This window comes from Ectopseudomonas toyotomiensis (assembly GCF_017167985.1).
GTDB classification, from domain to species: Bacteria; Pseudomonadota; Gammaproteobacteria; order Pseudomonadales; family Pseudomonadaceae; genus Aquipseudomonas; species Aquipseudomonas toyotomiensis.
In genome coordinates, this window is the sequence record NZ_CP070505.1 from 4,338,977 (window position 1) to 4,354,654 (window position 15,678).

14 protein-coding genes are annotated in these 15,678 nt (G+C 62.9%); 9 read left to right on the forward strand and 5 right to left on the reverse strand.

Annotated features, from left to right (window positions below; genetic code table 11):
- Positions 1 to 73 precede the first annotated feature (73 nt).
- The 7 genes from JWV26_RS20075 to rluB all read left to right on the forward strand — a co-directional run bounded on the left by JWV26_RS20075 (position 74) and on the right by rluB (position 6,158).
- On the forward strand, positions 74 to 940 hold the full coding sequence (locus tag JWV26_RS20075) for a PHP domain-containing protein (protein WP_196460811.1): 867 nt from the start codon (positions 74 to 76) through the stop codon (positions 938 to 940).
- Positions 941 to 953: 13 nt separating this feature from the next.
- Positions 954 to 1,580: an L-threonylcarbamoyladenylate synthase gene (locus JWV26_RS20080; protein ID WP_093049705.1), complete on the forward strand. Its 627-nt coding sequence runs from the start codon at positions 954 to 956 to the stop codon at positions 1,578 to 1,580.
- A gap of 110 nt (positions 1,581 to 1,690) precedes the next feature.
- A complete protein-coding gene (locus tag JWV26_RS20085; RefSeq protein WP_230875483.1) occupies positions 1,691 to 2,866 on the forward strand; it encodes a tryptophan--tRNA ligase in 1,176 nt (391 codons plus the stop codon).
- Positions 2,867 to 2,880: 14 nt separating this feature from the next.
- Complete coding sequence (locus tag JWV26_RS20090) at positions 2,881 to 3,705, forward strand: segregation and condensation protein A (protein WP_074914449.1); 825 nt, start codon at positions 2,881 to 2,883, stop codon at positions 3,703 to 3,705.
- A complete protein-coding gene (gene scpB / locus JWV26_RS20095; RefSeq protein WP_074914451.1) occupies positions 3,702 to 4,499 on the forward strand; it encodes an SMC-Scp complex subunit ScpB in 798 nt (265 codons plus the stop codon). The genes JWV26_RS20090 and scpB overlap by 4 nt, the downstream gene beginning before the upstream one ends.
- A 97-nt stretch (positions 4,500 to 4,596) precedes the next feature.
- Positions 4,597 to 4,779 (forward strand): DUF1289 domain-containing protein, encoded by a 183-nt coding sequence (locus tag JWV26_RS20100; RefSeq protein WP_017677373.1) that lies wholly within the window; start codon positions 4,597 to 4,599, stop codon positions 4,777 to 4,779.
- Between the two features lie 221 nt (positions 4,780 to 5,000).
- On the forward strand, positions 5,001 to 6,158 hold the full coding sequence (gene rluB, locus JWV26_RS20105; protein WP_074914454.1) for a 23S rRNA pseudouridine(2605) synthase RluB: 1,158 nt from the start codon (positions 5,001 to 5,003) through the stop codon (positions 6,156 to 6,158).
- Positions 6,159 to 6,272: 114 nt separating this feature from the next.
- Here the strand turns inward: rluB and JWV26_RS20110 are convergent, their stop codons facing one another.
- The 5 genes from JWV26_RS20110 to JWV26_RS20130 form a co-directional block, all read right to left on the reverse strand.
- Positions 6,273 to 7,199 carry a GGDEF domain-containing protein gene (locus tag JWV26_RS20110; protein WP_021489980.1) on the reverse strand — a complete coding sequence of 309 codons (927 nt, stop codon included), beginning with the start codon at positions 7,197 to 7,199 and terminating at the stop codon, positions 6,273 to 6,275.
- 242 nt (positions 7,200 to 7,441) lie between these two features.
- Complete coding sequence (locus JWV26_RS20115) at positions 7,442 to 8,182, reverse strand: YciK family oxidoreductase (RefSeq protein WP_206417651.1); 741 nt, start codon at positions 8,180 to 8,182, stop codon at positions 7,442 to 7,444.
- Between the two features lie 87 nt (positions 8,183 to 8,269).
- Complete coding sequence (gene mupP / locus JWV26_RS20120) at positions 8,270 to 8,941, reverse strand: N-acetylmuramic acid 6-phosphate phosphatase MupP (RefSeq protein ID WP_074914456.1); 672 nt, start codon at positions 8,939 to 8,941, stop codon at positions 8,270 to 8,272.
- Entirely contained in the window at positions 8,941 to 9,639 is a 699-nt protein-coding gene (gene ubiG, locus JWV26_RS20125) for a bifunctional 2-polyprenyl-6-hydroxyphenol methylase/3-demethylubiquinol 3-O-methyltransferase UbiG (RefSeq protein WP_017677368.1), read from the reverse strand. The genes mupP and ubiG overlap by 1 nt, the downstream gene beginning before the upstream one ends.
- A 293-nt stretch (positions 9,640 to 9,932) precedes the next feature.
- Positions 9,933 to 11,252, reverse strand: coding sequence for a TRZ/ATZ family hydrolase (locus tag JWV26_RS20130; protein WP_206417652.1), 1,320 nt, complete (start codon positions 11,250 to 11,252; stop codon positions 9,933 to 9,935).
- Positions 11,253 to 11,412: 160 nt separating this feature from the next.
- On the opposite strand from JWV26_RS20130, the gene mtnA reads away from it, so the two are divergent.
- On the forward strand, positions 11,413 to 12,489 hold the full coding sequence (gene mtnA, locus JWV26_RS20135; RefSeq protein ID WP_093049713.1) for an S-methyl-5-thioribose-1-phosphate isomerase: 1,077 nt from the start codon (positions 11,413 to 11,415) through the stop codon (positions 12,487 to 12,489).
- 343 nt (positions 12,490 to 12,832) lie between these two features.
- On the forward strand, positions 12,833 to 15,601 hold the full coding sequence (gyrA, locus tag JWV26_RS20140; protein ID WP_074914460.1) for a DNA gyrase subunit A: 2,769 nt from the start codon (positions 12,833 to 12,835) through the stop codon (positions 15,599 to 15,601).
- Positions 15,602 to 15,678: the final 77 nt, after the last annotated feature.

The following is a 15,678-nucleotide window of genomic DNA, read 5'->3' on the forward strand; positions in this document are numbered from 1 at the left end:
TCGCCACACGGCAACAGCCTTGGCGCGGATGTGGGGCATAATAACAAACATCAATCTCAACGAAAGCGCCGCCATGATTGTCGATCTGCACTGCCACAGCACCGCCTCCGATGGCGCCCTGGCCCCCGCCGTACTGGTGGCCCGGGCGCATGAGCGTGGTGTGAGGCTGCTGGCACTGACCGATCACGACACCCTGGAAGGGCTGGATGAGGCACGCCGCGCAGCGACGGCTCTGGATATGCAATTGATCAACGGCATCGAGCTGTCCTGCACCTGGGGTGGAGCGACCATCCACGTATTGGGCTATGCCTTCGAGCGCGAGGCGCCGGCGCTGTGTGCTGCCATCGATGCCTTGCACCATGGGCGCTGGCAGCGTGCGCAAGAGATCGACCGACGCCTCGCCGCCAAAGGTATGCCAGGCGCTCTGGATGGCGCGCGGGCCGTTCAGCAGGAGCTGGGCGATAGCGGCAATGCGCCGGCCCGGCCACATTTCGCCGAATTTCTCGTGCGCGCCGGCCATGTGCGTGATCGCGCCGAGGCGTTTCGCAAGTGGCTGGGCTCGGGCAAGCTGGGCGACGTCAAGCAACATTGGCCTATGCTGGAAGAAACCGTCGCCACGCTGCTTTCGGCCAGAGCCTGGATCAGCCTGGCGCATCCGTGGCAGTACGACTTTACTCGCAGTAAGCGTCGACGCCTGGTGGCCGATTTCGCGGCGGCTGGCGGTCATGCCCTGGAAGTGGTCAATGGCATGCAGCCCGCTGAACAAGTCGGTGGCCTGGCGATTCTGGCGCGCGAGTTCGGCTTGATGGCCAGTGTCGGCAGTGATTTCCATGCGCCTGGCGACTGGTCCGAGTTGGGCATGTATCGCCCGTTGCCTGATGACCTGACTGCGCTCTGGGAGCGCTTCGAACATGCACAGCCATCCGCTGTCATCTCATGAGCTGGGAGCAAGTGTGAGTCAATTTTTCCAGGTTCACCCGGAAAACCCACAGGCACGCCTGATAAAACAGGCCGTGGAAATCATTCGTGGCGGCGGTGTGGTGGTCTATCCGACCGACTCCTCCTATGCGCTGGGCTGCATGATCGGTGACAAGAATGCCGTAGAGCGCATTCGTCGCCTGCGTCAACTCGACGACAAGCACAATTTCACCCTGGTCTGTCGAGACCTTTCGCAGATTGGCCTGTTCGCCAAGGTCGACACTGCAGCCTTCCGCTTGCTGAAGAATCACACACCGGGTCCTTACACCTTCATCCTCAACGCCACTCGCGAAGTGCCGCGCATGTTGCTGCACCCCAAGCGACGTACCATCGGCATTCGCGTACCCAGCCACCCGATCGCCCTGGCGTTGCTGGAGCAATTGGGCGAGCCGCTCATGAGCGTCAGCCTGATCATGCCGGGCGATGACTTGCCCATGTCCGACCCCTACGAAATGCGCCAGGTTCTTGAACACCATGTCGACCTGATCATCGACGGTGGTTTTGGCGGGCTGGAAGCGTCCACGGTGGTCAATCTTGCTGACGACAGTCCGGAAGTCCTGCGCGTCGGCTGCGGTGATCCGACGCCGTTCAATGATCTCTGACACCGCCTTTTCCGTTGTGGATGCAGCTGCCCTATACTCCCTGGTCTTGTCTGGATTTTGGATAGAACGGTTTGAGCCTTAACGACTCCGAGCGTCGGGTGCTGTCAGGGATGCGTCCGAGCGGTCGTCTTCACCTCGGGCACTATCACGGCGTGCTGAAGAACTGGGTCAAGTTGCAGCACGAGTACGACTGCTTCTTCTGTATCGTCGACTGGCACGCCCTGACCACCGAATACGCCGATGCCGGCCAGCTCTCCCAGCACGTCATGGATATGGCGGTGGACTGGCTGGCTGCTGGCGTCAGCCCCAGCTCCGCGACGCTGTTCGTGCAGTCGCAGGTGCCGGAACACGCCGAGCTGCACCTGTTGTTGTCGATGATCTGCCCACTAAGCTGGCTTGAGCGCGTGCCGTCCTACAAGGAGCAGCAGGAGCACCAGGGCAGCAAGGATCTCTCCACCTACGGGTTTCTCGGTTACCCGCTGCTGCAGGCTGCGGATATCCTGCTGTACCGAGCCGGACAGGTGCCGGTGGGGGCCGATCAGCTCCCCCACATCGAATTTGCCCGTGAAGTGGCGCGCCGCTTCAACCACCTGTACGGCAGCGAGCCGGATTTCGAGCTGAAGGCCGAAGCGGCCATCGGCAAGCTGGGCAAGAAGCTCGGCAAGCTCTACAGCAACCTGCGCAAGGCCTATCAGGAGCAGGGTGACGCACAGGCGCTGGAGACGGCGCGGGCCCTGCTCAAGGAACAAACCAGCATCACCCTTGGCGACCAGGAGCGCCTGTACGGCTATCTGGAAGGTGGCGGCAAGGTGATTCTGAGCGAGCCGCAGCCGATTCTTGCCGAGTTTTCGCGGGTGCCTGGCCTGGATGGACAGAAGATGGCCAAGTCCAGCGGTAACGCGATATTCCTGCGTGATAGCGATGCCGAGCTCGAGGAAAAACTGCGGCGCATGCCCACCGATCCGGCACGGGTACACCGTGACGATCCGGGTGAGCCGCAGCGTTGCCCGGTCTGGTCGCTGCATCAGCTGTACTCCGGTGACGAACAATTGCACTGGGTGATCGAGGGCTGTCGTAGCGCCTCGATTGGTTGCCTCGACTGCAAGAGCGCGCTGTGCTCCTCTTTGCAGGCCGAGCTGATACCCCTGCAGCAGCGCGCCATCGACTACGAGGAAAGCCCGGATCTGGTGCGCAGCATCCTCGCCGAAGGTGCCGAGCGCGCGCGTGACGAAGCGCGCGAAACCCTGGCCGAAGTGCGCATGGCCATGGGCCTGAATTACCGCTGAAGGAGCGCCAGTCGATGAGTGAGCCCGCCACGCCAACCCCGGACAGTCAGGCCGGCGCCCAACAGGAGCTGCCGTTCGCCCTGGTTTATGGTGAGGCGGTCACCGAATTGCCGCTGGACCTGTACATTCCCCCGGATGCCCTGGAGGTTTTCCTCGAAGCCTTCGAAGGGCCGCTGGACCTGCTGCTGTATCTGATCCGCAAGCAGAACATCGACATTCTCGATATCCCCGTTGCCGAGATCACCAAGCAGTACATGGGCTACGTTGAACTCATGCATTCGGTACGTCTGGAGCTGGCTGCCGAATACCTGGTGATGGCCGCCATGCTCGCCGAGATCAAGTCGCGCATGCTGCTGCCGCGCTCGAACGAAACCGAGGAGGAGGAAGACGACCCGCGTGCCGAGCTGATCCGCCGCCTGCAGGAGTACGAACGCTTCAAGGCCGCCGCCGAAGGTATCGACGAACTGCCGCGTGTCGGCCGCGACGTGACCGTGCCGAAGCTGGATGCACCCGAAGCCCGCGCGCGCAAGCTGCTGCCGGACGTCAGCCTGGAGGAGGTGTTGCTGTCGATGGCTGAGGTGCTGCGCCGCGCCGACATGTTCGAAAGCCACCAGGTTACCCGCGAGGCGCTGTCTACCCGCGAGCGCATGAGTGAAGTGCTGGAGCGCCTCAAGGGCGGAGCCTTCGTACCTTTCGTCGAGCTGTTCGCCGCCGAGGAAGGGCGTCTCGGCGTGGTGGTAACCTTCATGGCGGTGCTCGAATTGATCAAGGAATCCCTGGTCGAGCTGGTGCAGAATGAGCCTTTCGCTGTCATCCATGTCCGAGCCCGTGCCGAATGAACCTGAACGACCCCAAAGACCTGGCGCAATTGCTCGAAGCTTTTCTGCTGGCTTCCGGCAAGGCGCAGTCGCTCGATCGCCTCTTCGAACTGTTCGAAGAGGGCGAGCGGCCCGAACCCGAGCAGTTCAAGGCGGCGTTGGAGATCCTCCGACAGTCCTGCGAAGGGCGAGCGTTCGAGTTGAAAGAAGTGGCTTCGGGTTACCGTCTGCAAGTGCGCGAGCGTTTCGCGCCATGGGTTGGCCGGCTTTGGGAGGAGCGCCCACAGCGCTACTCCCGTGCGCTGCTGGAAACCCTGGCGCTGATCGCCTACCGCCAGCCCATTACCCGTGGCGAGATCGAGGACGTGCGGGGCGTGGCGGTCAACAGCAACATCACCAAGACCCTGCTCGAGCGTGAGTGGATTCGCGTGGTGGGCTATCGCGACGTACCGGGGCGTCCGGCGATGTTCGCCACCACCAAGGGCTTTCTCGATCACTTCAACCTGAAGAGCCTCGACGAACTGCCGCCACTCGCCGCTTTGCGCGAGCTGGAACCGGAGCCCGAGCTGGCGCTGGACGACGATGCCGAGGTGCCGGCCGGGTTGCAGGCGCGTGCCGATCTGGCCTTGCAGGAAGACGGCGAAACCGCCGAGCCTCGCGAGGAAACCAGCTTCCGTAGCCTGCTGGCCGAGCTGGACGACATGGAGCAGGGGCTCAAGACTGATTTCGATGACCTGCTTCTGGGAGAGGACGAAGAGGATGATGCGGTCGAAGATGATCTGGCCGACCTGGACGGCGATCAGCCGTTGCATTGATATCGCTTAAGCCCTTTATCGAATACTTCAATCTCGCTGTTTGTCCCTCGGCCTTTATTCTTGCGCCCATCCGATCCTTTCTGGTTTAGGCGTTCCAATGAGCAAGAGTCCGTGCATCAAGGTCTGTGAATTCGAAAAGGACATCTGCCTGGGCTGTGGCCGCAGCCGTGAGGAAATCAAAGGCTGGAAACGCCTGGACAAGGGTGAGCGTCTGGCGCTGCTGGCCGAGGCCGATATGCGCTTGCTGGCGCTGGAGGCCACCGGAAGGCGCAAGTATTGACCGCCCATCCGTTGTAGGAGCCGCGCCTCGCGGCGAATGGCGGGGCGACGATAATACAGGGGCATACGCAAAAGCTTCGCCCTGGGGCGGGGCTCCTACGATCCGTACTCTGTTCCTGCTTTTGCCAGGCGAATGCCGCAGTATCGTCTACCCTATGGGCTCTACAGCGCGTATGATGCGCGCCCTTCGATCATCAACTACTACACCGGGAGGTGCCCAAGATGACTGAGCACGAACAACCGCGTCCTGCAGGCGAGAAACTGCAGAAAGTCCTGGCCCGCCTCGGGCTGGCCTCGCGCCGCGAGATCGAGACCTGGATCGCCGAAGGTCGGGTCAAGGTCAACGGCGCTGCGGCGACCCTGGGCCAGCGCGTCGATGCCAACGATGCCATCGCTCTTGATGGCCGCTTGCTCAAGCGCGAAGAAATCACCGGTTCGGTTCGCCGCGTGCTGATCTACAACAAGCCGGACGGCGAGATCTGCACCCGTGACGACCCGGAAGGTCGCCCCACCGTATTCGATCGCCTGCCGCGTCCGAAAGAGGGCCGCTGGATCAATATCGGTCGCCTCGATATCAACACCACCGGCCTGTTGCTGTTCACCACTGACGGTGAGCTGGCCAACCGCCTGATGCACCCGTCCTATCAGATGGACCGCGAATACGCGGTGCGTGTGCGTGGTGAAGTCACCGAGGAAATGCTGGAGAACCTCAAGAATGGCGTGATGCTCGAGGATGGTCCGGCCAAGTTCACCGACATCAAGGAAGCGCCCGGCGGCGAAGGCTTCAACCACTGGTATCACTGCGTGGTGATGGAAGGGCGTAACCGCGAAGTGCGTCGCCTGTGGGAGTCCCAGGGCCTGGTGGTCAGCCGCCTGAAGCGCGTGCGCTTCGGCCCGGTGTTCCTCACTTCCGAGTTGACCATGGGCCGCTGGCGCGAAATGGACCAGCGTGAAGTGGACATTCTCAGCGCCGAAGTCGGCCTGACCCCGCAGGCGCTGCCAGCGATGAAGGAAAAGACCCGCGAGAAGCTCGACCGCCTGCAGCGCAAGTCGGCCAAGCCGGTCGAGGTGCGTGGCAAGCGTGTGCTGCGTCCGGCCAAGGATGAGACAGGTGCCGAAAATGCCCGCCCGAGCCGTGCGCCGCGCCGTGAGGATGGCGAGCAGCGCGCGCCGCGTGGCCCGCGAAAAGACAGTGGTGAACGTCGTGAAAATGGTCGCGGCACGCCGGTAGCGGAGCGCCCGAGCGATGTGAAGAAGCGTCAGCCGCGTCCGGCCGTCGAGTTGTCCGAGCGTCCGGCACGCAAGCCGCGCCCGGCAACACCCGGCAAGCGTCCGCCCGCCGGCGATGGTCAACGCCCCGGTTTCGGCCGCAAGCGCTGATAAACGAAAAGGGACTCCGCGGAGTCCCTTTTTTCATTCTGTGTCCCGAATTCAGCTTGAACCATTGCCTTCAGAGCATTCCCGGATTTCATCCGGGCTACGCAGAGCGGCCTCTCAGCCGGCCATGGACAGGCGGTTACGGCCTTCGCGTTTGGCCACATAGAGTGCGTTATCGGCGCGGCGCAGCAGGCTTTCGGCAGACTCGCCCGGCAGCAGGCTGGAGCAGCCCAGGCTGATGGACACGTCGATGGCGCGGCCGGCATCCAGGCATTGCAGTTCCATCACCGCAAAGCGCAGGCGCTCGCCTACCAGCGCAGCGCCCTCACGGTTGGTGCCGGAGAGAATCACCAGAAACTCCTCGCCACCGTAGCGAAAGACCATATCGATATTGCGCAACTGGTTCTTCAGGGTCTGGGCGACCGCTTTCAGCACTTCGTCGCCAAGCGTGTGGCCATGGTTGTCGTTGATGCTCTTGAAGTGGTCGATATCGAGCATCAGCAGTGACAGCGGTTGCAGGTTGCGGCGGGCCAGATCCACCTCGCGCTGCAGCACCTGGTCCATGGCGATGCGGTTGCCGGTGTCGGTCAGCGGGTCGCGCAGCGCACTTTGCAGCGCGGTGCGGTAGAGCAGGGCGTTGCGCAGCGGGAATAGCAGGCTGGCCAGCAGCGACTCCAGCTGGATTAGCTCGTCTTCGGCAAAGCGCTGTTTACGGCGGAAAATCAGTTCGCCCAGGTATTCCCCCTCATGGCTCAGGCGATAGCCGGCCGAGTGCGGGGCGCGCTCGCCCAGCTCGAGGCGCAGGTCATGCGACGGATGCTGAAAAGCCAGCGCATCGAGCGCCACCAGGCGCTGCACTTCGCGAAAGAACAACGTGAGGATTCGTTCCACGTCCAGGCTGGTCTGCAGTTGCAGGCTGAGTTGGTGGCGCAGCTCTATCAGGTTCGCGGGTTTGAGCGGCAGATTACGACTGCCGGTAAAGCCGAGACGCTGCAGCTTGGCGGCATCGAAATCGATGGTGTTGGATTGGCTGGGGGGAACCATGGAGCTGAACCTCTGGCGCTGATGGTGCGACGAGAGGGTTAGAGCGAATTTCGTGCCAGGTGGTTCAGGTGAGCTTAAAGTCTTGTGAAGTCAGTCACTTAGGTGTTTTTAAAAGCACTGATCGGCAAGGGGTTGCCGGTTGCCTGGCGGCGATGCTGGCAATGTGCTGCCGCTTGGCAAGGGCGGCGGCGGATTTTTGTCGTGCCATGGCTCGCTGACTGGCAGCGGGCCATGGCCGGTAATCACTGGGCGTCGAACGCCTGGCCGTTGATGCCCTTGCTGTCCGGGCCCATCAGGTAGAGGTAGAGCGGCATGATCTCTTCCGGCAGTGGGCGGGTCGCCGGGTTTTCCCCCGGATAGGCCTGGGCGCGCATGGCGGTGCGGGTGGCGCCCGGGTTGATGCTGTTGGCACGCACGTTGGCGATGCCGTCCAGCTCATCAGCCATGACCTGCATCAGGCCCTCGGTGGCGAATTTCGATACCGCGTAGGCGCCCCAGTAGGCGCGGCCCTTGCGACCGACGCTGCTGGAGGTGAAGGCCACGGAGGCGTCTTCCGACAGTTTGAGCAGCGGCAGCAGGGTGCTGCTGAGCATGAACATGGCGTTGACGTTCACGTGCATCACGCGCATGAAGTTGTCACCGGACAGTTGTTCCAGTGGCGTGCGCGGGCCGAGGATCGAGGCATTGTGCAGCAGGCCATCGAGGCGGCCGAATTCGTTCTCGATCATCACCGCCAGTTCGTCGTACTGGTGCGGCAGGGCGGTTTCCAGATTGAAGGGGATCACCACCGGTTGCGGGTGGCCGGCCGCCTCGATCTCGTCATAAACCTGGCTCAGGTTGGCCTCGGTCTTGCCCAGCAGCAGCACCGTCGCGCCATGGGCGGCGAAGCTCTTGGTGGCGGCCGCGCCAATACCGCGGCCGGCACCGGTGATCAGGATGACGCGATCCTTGAGCAGGTCTGGGCGGGCGGTGTAGTCGAACATGTTCAGGGTCCTTCGGGGGAGCATTGATTGGTAGGGTGGGCTAGGCCCGCCAAATGGCAGAGTGGCGGGTTCACCCGCCTTGCGAGATCAGCAAGTGCACAGGGCGCGATCGAGCATCGCACGCAGTTCCTGGGGGTGGTCCACGACCACGTCGGCGCCCCAGTTGCGTGGGTTGTCCTCGGGGTGGATATAGCCATAGGTCACCGCTGCCGTGCGGCAGCCGGCGGCGCGGCCGGATTCGATGTCGCGCGCGTCGTCGCCGATGAACAGCACTTCCTCGGGTTTGACGCCCATCTGCCGGCAGGCGAGCAGCAGCATGTCCGGCGCGGGTTTGCTTTGCTCGACATGGTCAGGGCAGACCAGCACTGCCGAGCGCTCGGCCAGATTCAGACCCTGCATGATCGGCTGGGCGTAACGCACCGGTTTGTTGGTCGCGACGCCCCACAACAGGCGCGCCTCTTCGATGTCGTCGAGCAGGGCTTCGATGCCATCGAACGGGCGGGTGAGGACTGCGCAGTGTTCCTGGTAGCGCTCCAGGAACTCCTGGCGCAGGGCTTCAAATGCGGCCGAGTCGGGGTCTTCATCGAAAGCGCAGGCGACCATGGCGCGAGCGCCGCCGGATACCTGGTCACGTATGGCCTTGTCTGCCAATGGCGGCAGGCCGCGAGTGGCGCGCATGGCCTGGGTGATGGCGATGAAGTCCGGCGCCGAGTCGAGCAGGGTGCCGTCCATGTCGAACAGTACAGCGCGCAAGCGCATCAGTCTTTCCTCAGCGTCTGGATCATGTAGTTGACGTCGACATCCGCCTCCAGCTTGTAGTGCTTGGTCAGCGGGTTGTAGGTCAGGCCGATGATGTCCTTGACCTCCAGCCCGGCCGCGCGGCTCCAGGCGCCGAGTTCGGACGGACGGATGAATTTCTTGAAATCGTGGGTGCCACGCGGCAGCAGGCGCAGGATGTACTCGGCGCCGATCACGGCGAACAGGTAAGCCTTGGGGTTGCGGTTGATGGTGGAAAAGAACACTTGGCCGCCCGGTTTGACCAGTCTGTGGCAGGCGCGGATGACCGAGGAGGGATCGGGTACGTGCTCAAGCATTTCCAGGCAGGTGACGACGTCGAACTGCTCCGGCATTTCTTCTGCCAGTGCCTCGGCGGTGATCTGTCGGTAGTCGACTTCCACGCCGGACTCCAGCTGGTGCAGCTGGGCGACTGACAGCGGTGCTTCGCCCATGTCGATGCCCATTACCGTTGCGCCGCGCTGGGCCATGGCTTCGCTGAGGATGCCGCCGCCACAACCGACGTCCAGTACGCGCTTGCCGGCCAGGCCGACGCGCTCGTCGATCCAGTTGACGCGCAGCGGGTTGATATCGTGCAGAGGTTTGAACTCGCTTTCGCGGTCCCACCAGCGGTGTGCCAGGGCCTCGAATTTGGCGATTTCGGCGCGGTCGACGTTGCTCATAAGCATCTCTATTCAAAGCATGGAAATCGTATCGCCGCTATGTTGCCAGTTTAAGAACGGGCGTGGGGCGGCGCGGATTCGTTCAATGTATGTCAGTTTGTCGCAGTGGTTTGGGAATGTTGTCGCGCCCAAGGTTTATCGGCTGCTCATTTATTTCGTTCATGCGTGGCCTGTCCTCTCTCCCATTTATGGGGGAGGGTTGGGGAGAGGGTCAGGCGAGTAGCTCGGTGTTACCTGGCAGACCTCTCCTCCGGCCCCTCTCCCGCAAGCGGGAGAGGGGAGGATAAGCAGTGTTACTTGCTGGCAATCCTGGCTCCCCATTCCCTGGCCTTGGCAATCAGCTCGCGTTCGTCCATGCGCGTCAGGCGGCCGTCATCCAGCAGTTGCTTGCCGCCAACCCACAAATGCTTCACGCAGTCGCGGCCGCTGGCATAGATCAGCTGCGATACCGGGTCGTAGATCGGTTGCTGGGCCAGACCGGAAAGATCGAAGGCGACCACATCGGCCAGCTTGCCCAGTTCCAGCGAGCCGGTCTGTGTTTCCAGTCCCAGTGCGCGGGCGCCGTTCAAGGTGGCCATGCGCAACGCGCTGTGAGCGTTCAGGGCGGTGGCGGAGCCGGCCACGGCCTTGGCCAGCAGGGCGGCGGTGCGGGTTTCGCCAAGCAGGTCGAGATCGTTGTTGCTGGCGGCGCCATCGGTGCCGATGGCGACATTGACGCCGGCCTGCCACAAGCGTTCGACCGGGCAGAAGCCGCTGGCCAGTTTGAGGTTGGACTCGGGGCAATGCACGATACTGCAGTTGTGCTCCACCAGCAGCGCCAGGTCCTCGTCATCGATCTGCGTCATGTGTACCGCCTGGAAGCGCGGGCCGAGCAGGCCGAGGCGAGCCAGGCGCGCCAGTGGGCGTTCGCCGTGCTTGGCCATGGCTTCGGCCACTTCCTGCGCGGTTTCGTGCACATGCATATGAATGCCGGCATCCAGCTCGTCAGCCAGTACGCGAATCTGTTCCAGCTTGTCGTCGCTGACCGTGTAAGGCGCGTGGGGGCCGAAAGCGATGCGAATACGCGGGTGTTGCTTGAGGTCGTCGAACAGCTGCAGGCCCGTACGCAGCGCTTCGGCAGCGTTGAGTGCGCCGGGTACCGGGAAGTCCAGGACAGGGACGGTGATCTGTGCACGCACGCCAGCGTTGTGCACGCGTTCGGCGGCGGTCTGCGGGTAGAAGTACATGTCTGAGAAGCAGCTGATGCCGCCCTTGATCTGTTCGGCGATGGCCAGATCGGTGCCATCGCGGACGAAATCCTCGTCGACCCACTTACCTTCGGCGGGCCAGATATGTTCGTGCAGCCAGGTCATCAGTGGCAGGTCGTCGGCGATGCCGCGCAAAAGCGTCATTGCGGCGTGGCCGTGGGCGTTGATCAGTCCGGGGGCGAGCAGGCAATGCGGCAGCTCGCGCACCTCGATTGCCGTGTAGCGCAAGGCTTCGCTGCGCGGCGCGATCAGTGCGATGCGTCCGTCGCGGATGCCCAGACCATGATCGCGTAGCACCACCCCGGCCGGCTCAACGGGCACCAGCCAGGTGGGCAGGAGCAGCAGGTCGAGAGGGGCTTCGGGCATGGGGGATTGTCCGTCTGGCTTGATCGGTGCAAGGAAGATCGCCAGTGTATAGATGAACGCATCTGGCTTGAAGTCGTGAGGGCGTGCTGGATTGTTCGGCTGGTCTTGGTCGGTCTGCGTATAATCCGCGATTTTTTGGCGGTGACAGATGGAGTGCGCGATGCGCGAGCAATTGCTGGCGGTGGAGAAGGTTCAGGCAATCGAGTGGCGCGATGGTGCGTTGTACCTGCTCGACCAGCGCCTGCTGCCGCATCGGCAGACCTGGTTGCGCTTCGATTCTGCCGCCGAGGTGGCTGACGCGATTCGCGACATGGTGGTGCGTGGCGCGCCGGCTATTGGCATCGCTGCTGCCTATGGTCTGGTGCTGGGCGTCCGGGCTCGGCTGCAGGCAGGTGGTGACTGGCGCGAGGCGCTGGAGGCGGACTTTGCCAGTCTCGAGCGCTCGCGTCCTACCGCGGTAAACCTGTTCTGGGCTCTGCAGCGCATGCGTGAGCGCCTGGCGCGACTCAAGGATGGCGACGATATCCTGGCTCTGCTGGAGGCCGAGGCGGTGGGGATTCATCTCAGCGACCGTGAGGCCAACCTGACCATGGCGCAACTGGGCATGGAGCTGATTCGCAAGCATCAGGGCAACCCGCAGGTGCTGCTGACTCACTGCAATGCCGGTGCGCTGGCGACCGGCGGCTTTGGCACGGCGCTCGGGGTGATTCGCGCGGCGTACCTGGAAGGTCTGGTCGAGCAGGTCTATGTCGATGAAACCCGTCCCTGGCTGCAGGGCGCGCGGCTGACTGCCTGGGAATTGGCTGGCGACGGCGTGCCGGTCAGCCTCAATGCCGATGCGGCTGCTGCTCACCTGATGAAAACCAAGGGCATTACCTGGGTCATAGTCGGGGCTGACCGCATCACCGCCAATGGTGATGTGGCGAACAAGATCGGCACCTATCAGTTGGCAGTCAACGCCATGCATCACGGCGTGCGCCTCATGGTGGTGGCGCCCAGTTCGACCATCGACATGAGTCTGGAAAGCGGCGAAGACATCGTGCTCGAAGAGCGTGATGGTCGTGAGCTGCTGGAGGTGGCGGGGCATCGGGTCGCGGCGGATGTGCACGCCGTCAATCCGGTGTTCGATGTGACGCCAGCTGATTTGGTCGACTACATCGTGACCGAGAAAGGCGTTATCGAGCGTCCCGACAGCGCCAAGCTGGCGCAGCTGATGTGTCGCAAGCGCCTGCACTGAGCTGATCGAGCGCGGCTTACTCTACTGTAGGAGCCCCGCCCTGGGGCGACCCTTTGCGTTCACTGGCCGTGCGGCAGCTGCTGCAGGTTGGTCGTTTCGCGTCTTTCCGTCTCGTGTGCTCCGCTTCTTAGTGAGGGTGCTCGGGGTAGGTGTGTGGCGCGCTTTGTGGTAATCTCCGGCAGTTTTCAAGGGGGCTGACTACAGCCACCTTCACTGCATCGAATCGTGACATAACTCGTTGATTTGTCGTGAGTCGCTGATGGCTTGAGGCTATCGCGACGAGCTCCATGGCGTTCAGGAAGAATGACGCGGAGTTTCACCAGAAAAAGGAACCAGGCTTCTCATGGGCGAACTGGCCAAAGAAATCCTCCCGGTCAATATCGAAGACGAGCTGAAACAGTCCTACCTCGACTACGCGATGAGCGTGATCGTCGGGCGTGCGCTGCCGGATGCGCGCGATGGCTTGAAGCCAGTACACCGCCGTGTGCTCTACGCCATGAGCGAGCTGGGCAACGACTGGAACAAGCCCTACAAGAAATCCGCCCGTGTGGTCGGTGACGTGATCGGTAAATACCACCCGCACGGCGACACCGCGGTGTACGACACCATCGTACGTATGGCGCAGGACTTCTCCCTGCGCTACCTGCTGGTTGATGGCCAGGGCAACTTCGGTTCGGTGGACGGCGACAACGCCGCGGCCATGCGATACACCGAAGTGCGCATGACCAAGCTGGCCCACGAGCTGCTGGCCGACCTGGACAAGGAAACCGTCGACTGGGTGCCCAACTACGACGGTACCGAGCAGATCCCGGCGGTCATGCCGACCAAGGTGCCGAACCTGTTGGTCAACGGTTCCAGCGGTATCGCCGTGGGCATGGCCACCAACATCCCGCCGCACAACCTCTCCGAGGTGATCGATGGCTGTCTGGCGCTGATCGACAATGCCGACCTGACCGTCGATGACCTGATGCAGTACATCCCCGGCCCGGATTTCCCCACTGCGGGCATCATCAACGGCCGTGCCGGCATCATCGAGGCCTATCGTACCGGTCGTGGGCGCATCTATATCCGCGCCCGCGTCGAGGTCGAGGACATCGACAAGGTCGGCGGTCGCCAGCAACTGGTGGTTACCGAGCTGCCCTACCAGCTGAACAAGGCGCGTCTGATCGAGAAGATCGCCGAGCTGGTCAAAGAGAAGAAGATCGAAGGCATCACCGAGCTGCGTGACGAGTCCGACAAGGACGGTATGCGCGTGGTGATCGAACTGCGTCGTGGCGAAGTGCCGGACGTGGTGCTGAACAACCTGTACGCCCAGACCCAGATGCAGAGCGTGTTCGGCATCAACGTCGTGGCGCTGGTCGATGGTCAGCCTAAGATCATGAACCTCAAGGACATGCTCGAGGTGTTCGTCCGTCACCGCCGCGAAGTGGTGACCCGCCGTACCGTCTACGAGCTGCGCAAGGCACGGGAGCGTGGCCACATCCTCGAAGGTCAGGCCGTTGCACTGTCGAACATCGACCCGGTGATCGAGCTGATCAAGGCCTCGCCGACGCCGGCCGAGGCCAAGGAACGCCTGATCGCCACTGCCTGGGAATCGTCCGCCGTGGAGGCCATGGTCGAGCGCGCCGGTGCCGACTCCTGCCGTCCGGAAGGGCTCGATCCGCAATACGGTCTGCGTGACGGCAAGTACTACCTGTCGCCGGAGCAGGCTCAGGCCATCCTCGAGTTGCGTCTGCACCGCCTGACCGGTCTGGAGCACGAGAAGCTGCTGGCCGAGTACCAGGAAATCCTCAGCCTGATCGGCGAGCTGATCCGCATTCTGACCAGCCCCGAGCGCTTGATGGAAGTCATCCGCGAGGAGCTGGAGAAGGTCAAGGCCGAGTTCGGTGATGCCCGTCGCACCGAGATCGTCGCCTCGCGTCTGGATCTGACCATTGCCGACCTGATCACCGAAGAAGAACGCGTCGTTACCATCTCCCATGGTGGCTATGCCAAGAGCCAGCCGCTGGCTGCCTACGAGGCGCAGCGTCGCGGCGGCAAGGGCAAGTCGGCCACCGGGGTGAAGGACGAGGACTACGTCGAGCACCTGCTGGTTGCCAACAGTCACGCGACCCTGCTGCTGTTCTCCAGCAAAGGCAAGGTGTACTGGTTGCGTACTTTCGAGATTCCCGAAGCTTCGCGCGCCGCGCGCGGTCGCCCGCTGGTGAACCTGTTGCCGCTGGATGAGGGCGAGCGCATCACCGCGATGCTGCAGATCGACCTCGAAGCGTTGCAGCAGAGCGCCGGTGCTGACGAAGACCTGGACGACGAAGGCGTGGTGATCGAAGGCGAAGCCACCGAAGTGGTCGAGGCCGAGGAAGTCGAAGAAGTCGAGGGTGAAACCCCTGAACTGGTCGCCGAACCGACCGGCGCCTTCATCTTCATGGCCACCGCATTCGGTACCGTGAAGAAGACCCCGCTGGTGCAGTTCAGCCGCCCGCGCAGCGCCGGTCTGATCGCGCTGAAGCTGGAAGAGGGCGATACCCTGATTGCTGCCGCCATCACCGACGGCGCCAAGGAAGTCATGCTGTTCTCCGATGCCGGCAAGGTGCTGCGTTTCGCCGAGAGCAAGGTGCGTACCATGGGCCGTACCGCCCGTGGTGTACGCGGCATGCGCCTGGGCAAGGATCAGCAACTGATCTCCATGCTGATTCCGGAGTCCGGTGCGCAGATTCTCACCGCCTCCGAGCGTGGCTTTGGCAAACGCACCGGCCTGGGCAAGTTCCCGCGTCGCGGTCGTGGCGGCCAGGGCGTGATCGCCATGGTCACCAGCGAGCGTAACGGCAAGCTGGTCGGTGCCATCCAGGTACAGGACGGCGAGGAAATCATGCTGATTTCCGACCAGGGCACCCTGGTGCGCACCCGTGTCGACGAAGTCTCCAGCTCCGGCCGTAACACTCAGGGTGTGACTCTGATCAAGCTGGCCAAGGACGAGACCCTGGTCGGCCTGGAGCGTGTGCAGGAGCCGACTGCGGTGGAAGAGGACGAACTGGTCGAAGGTGAAGAGGGCGCTCAAGTCGCCGAAAGCGCCGACGCACCAGTCGCCGACGCCGAGGAAGGCAGCGAAGAGTGAAGTCGGGCTCTGTGGGAGGGGCTTTAAAAGCCCCTCCCATAGACACGGTGACAGTGTGGACATGCCATCGCCTGGTG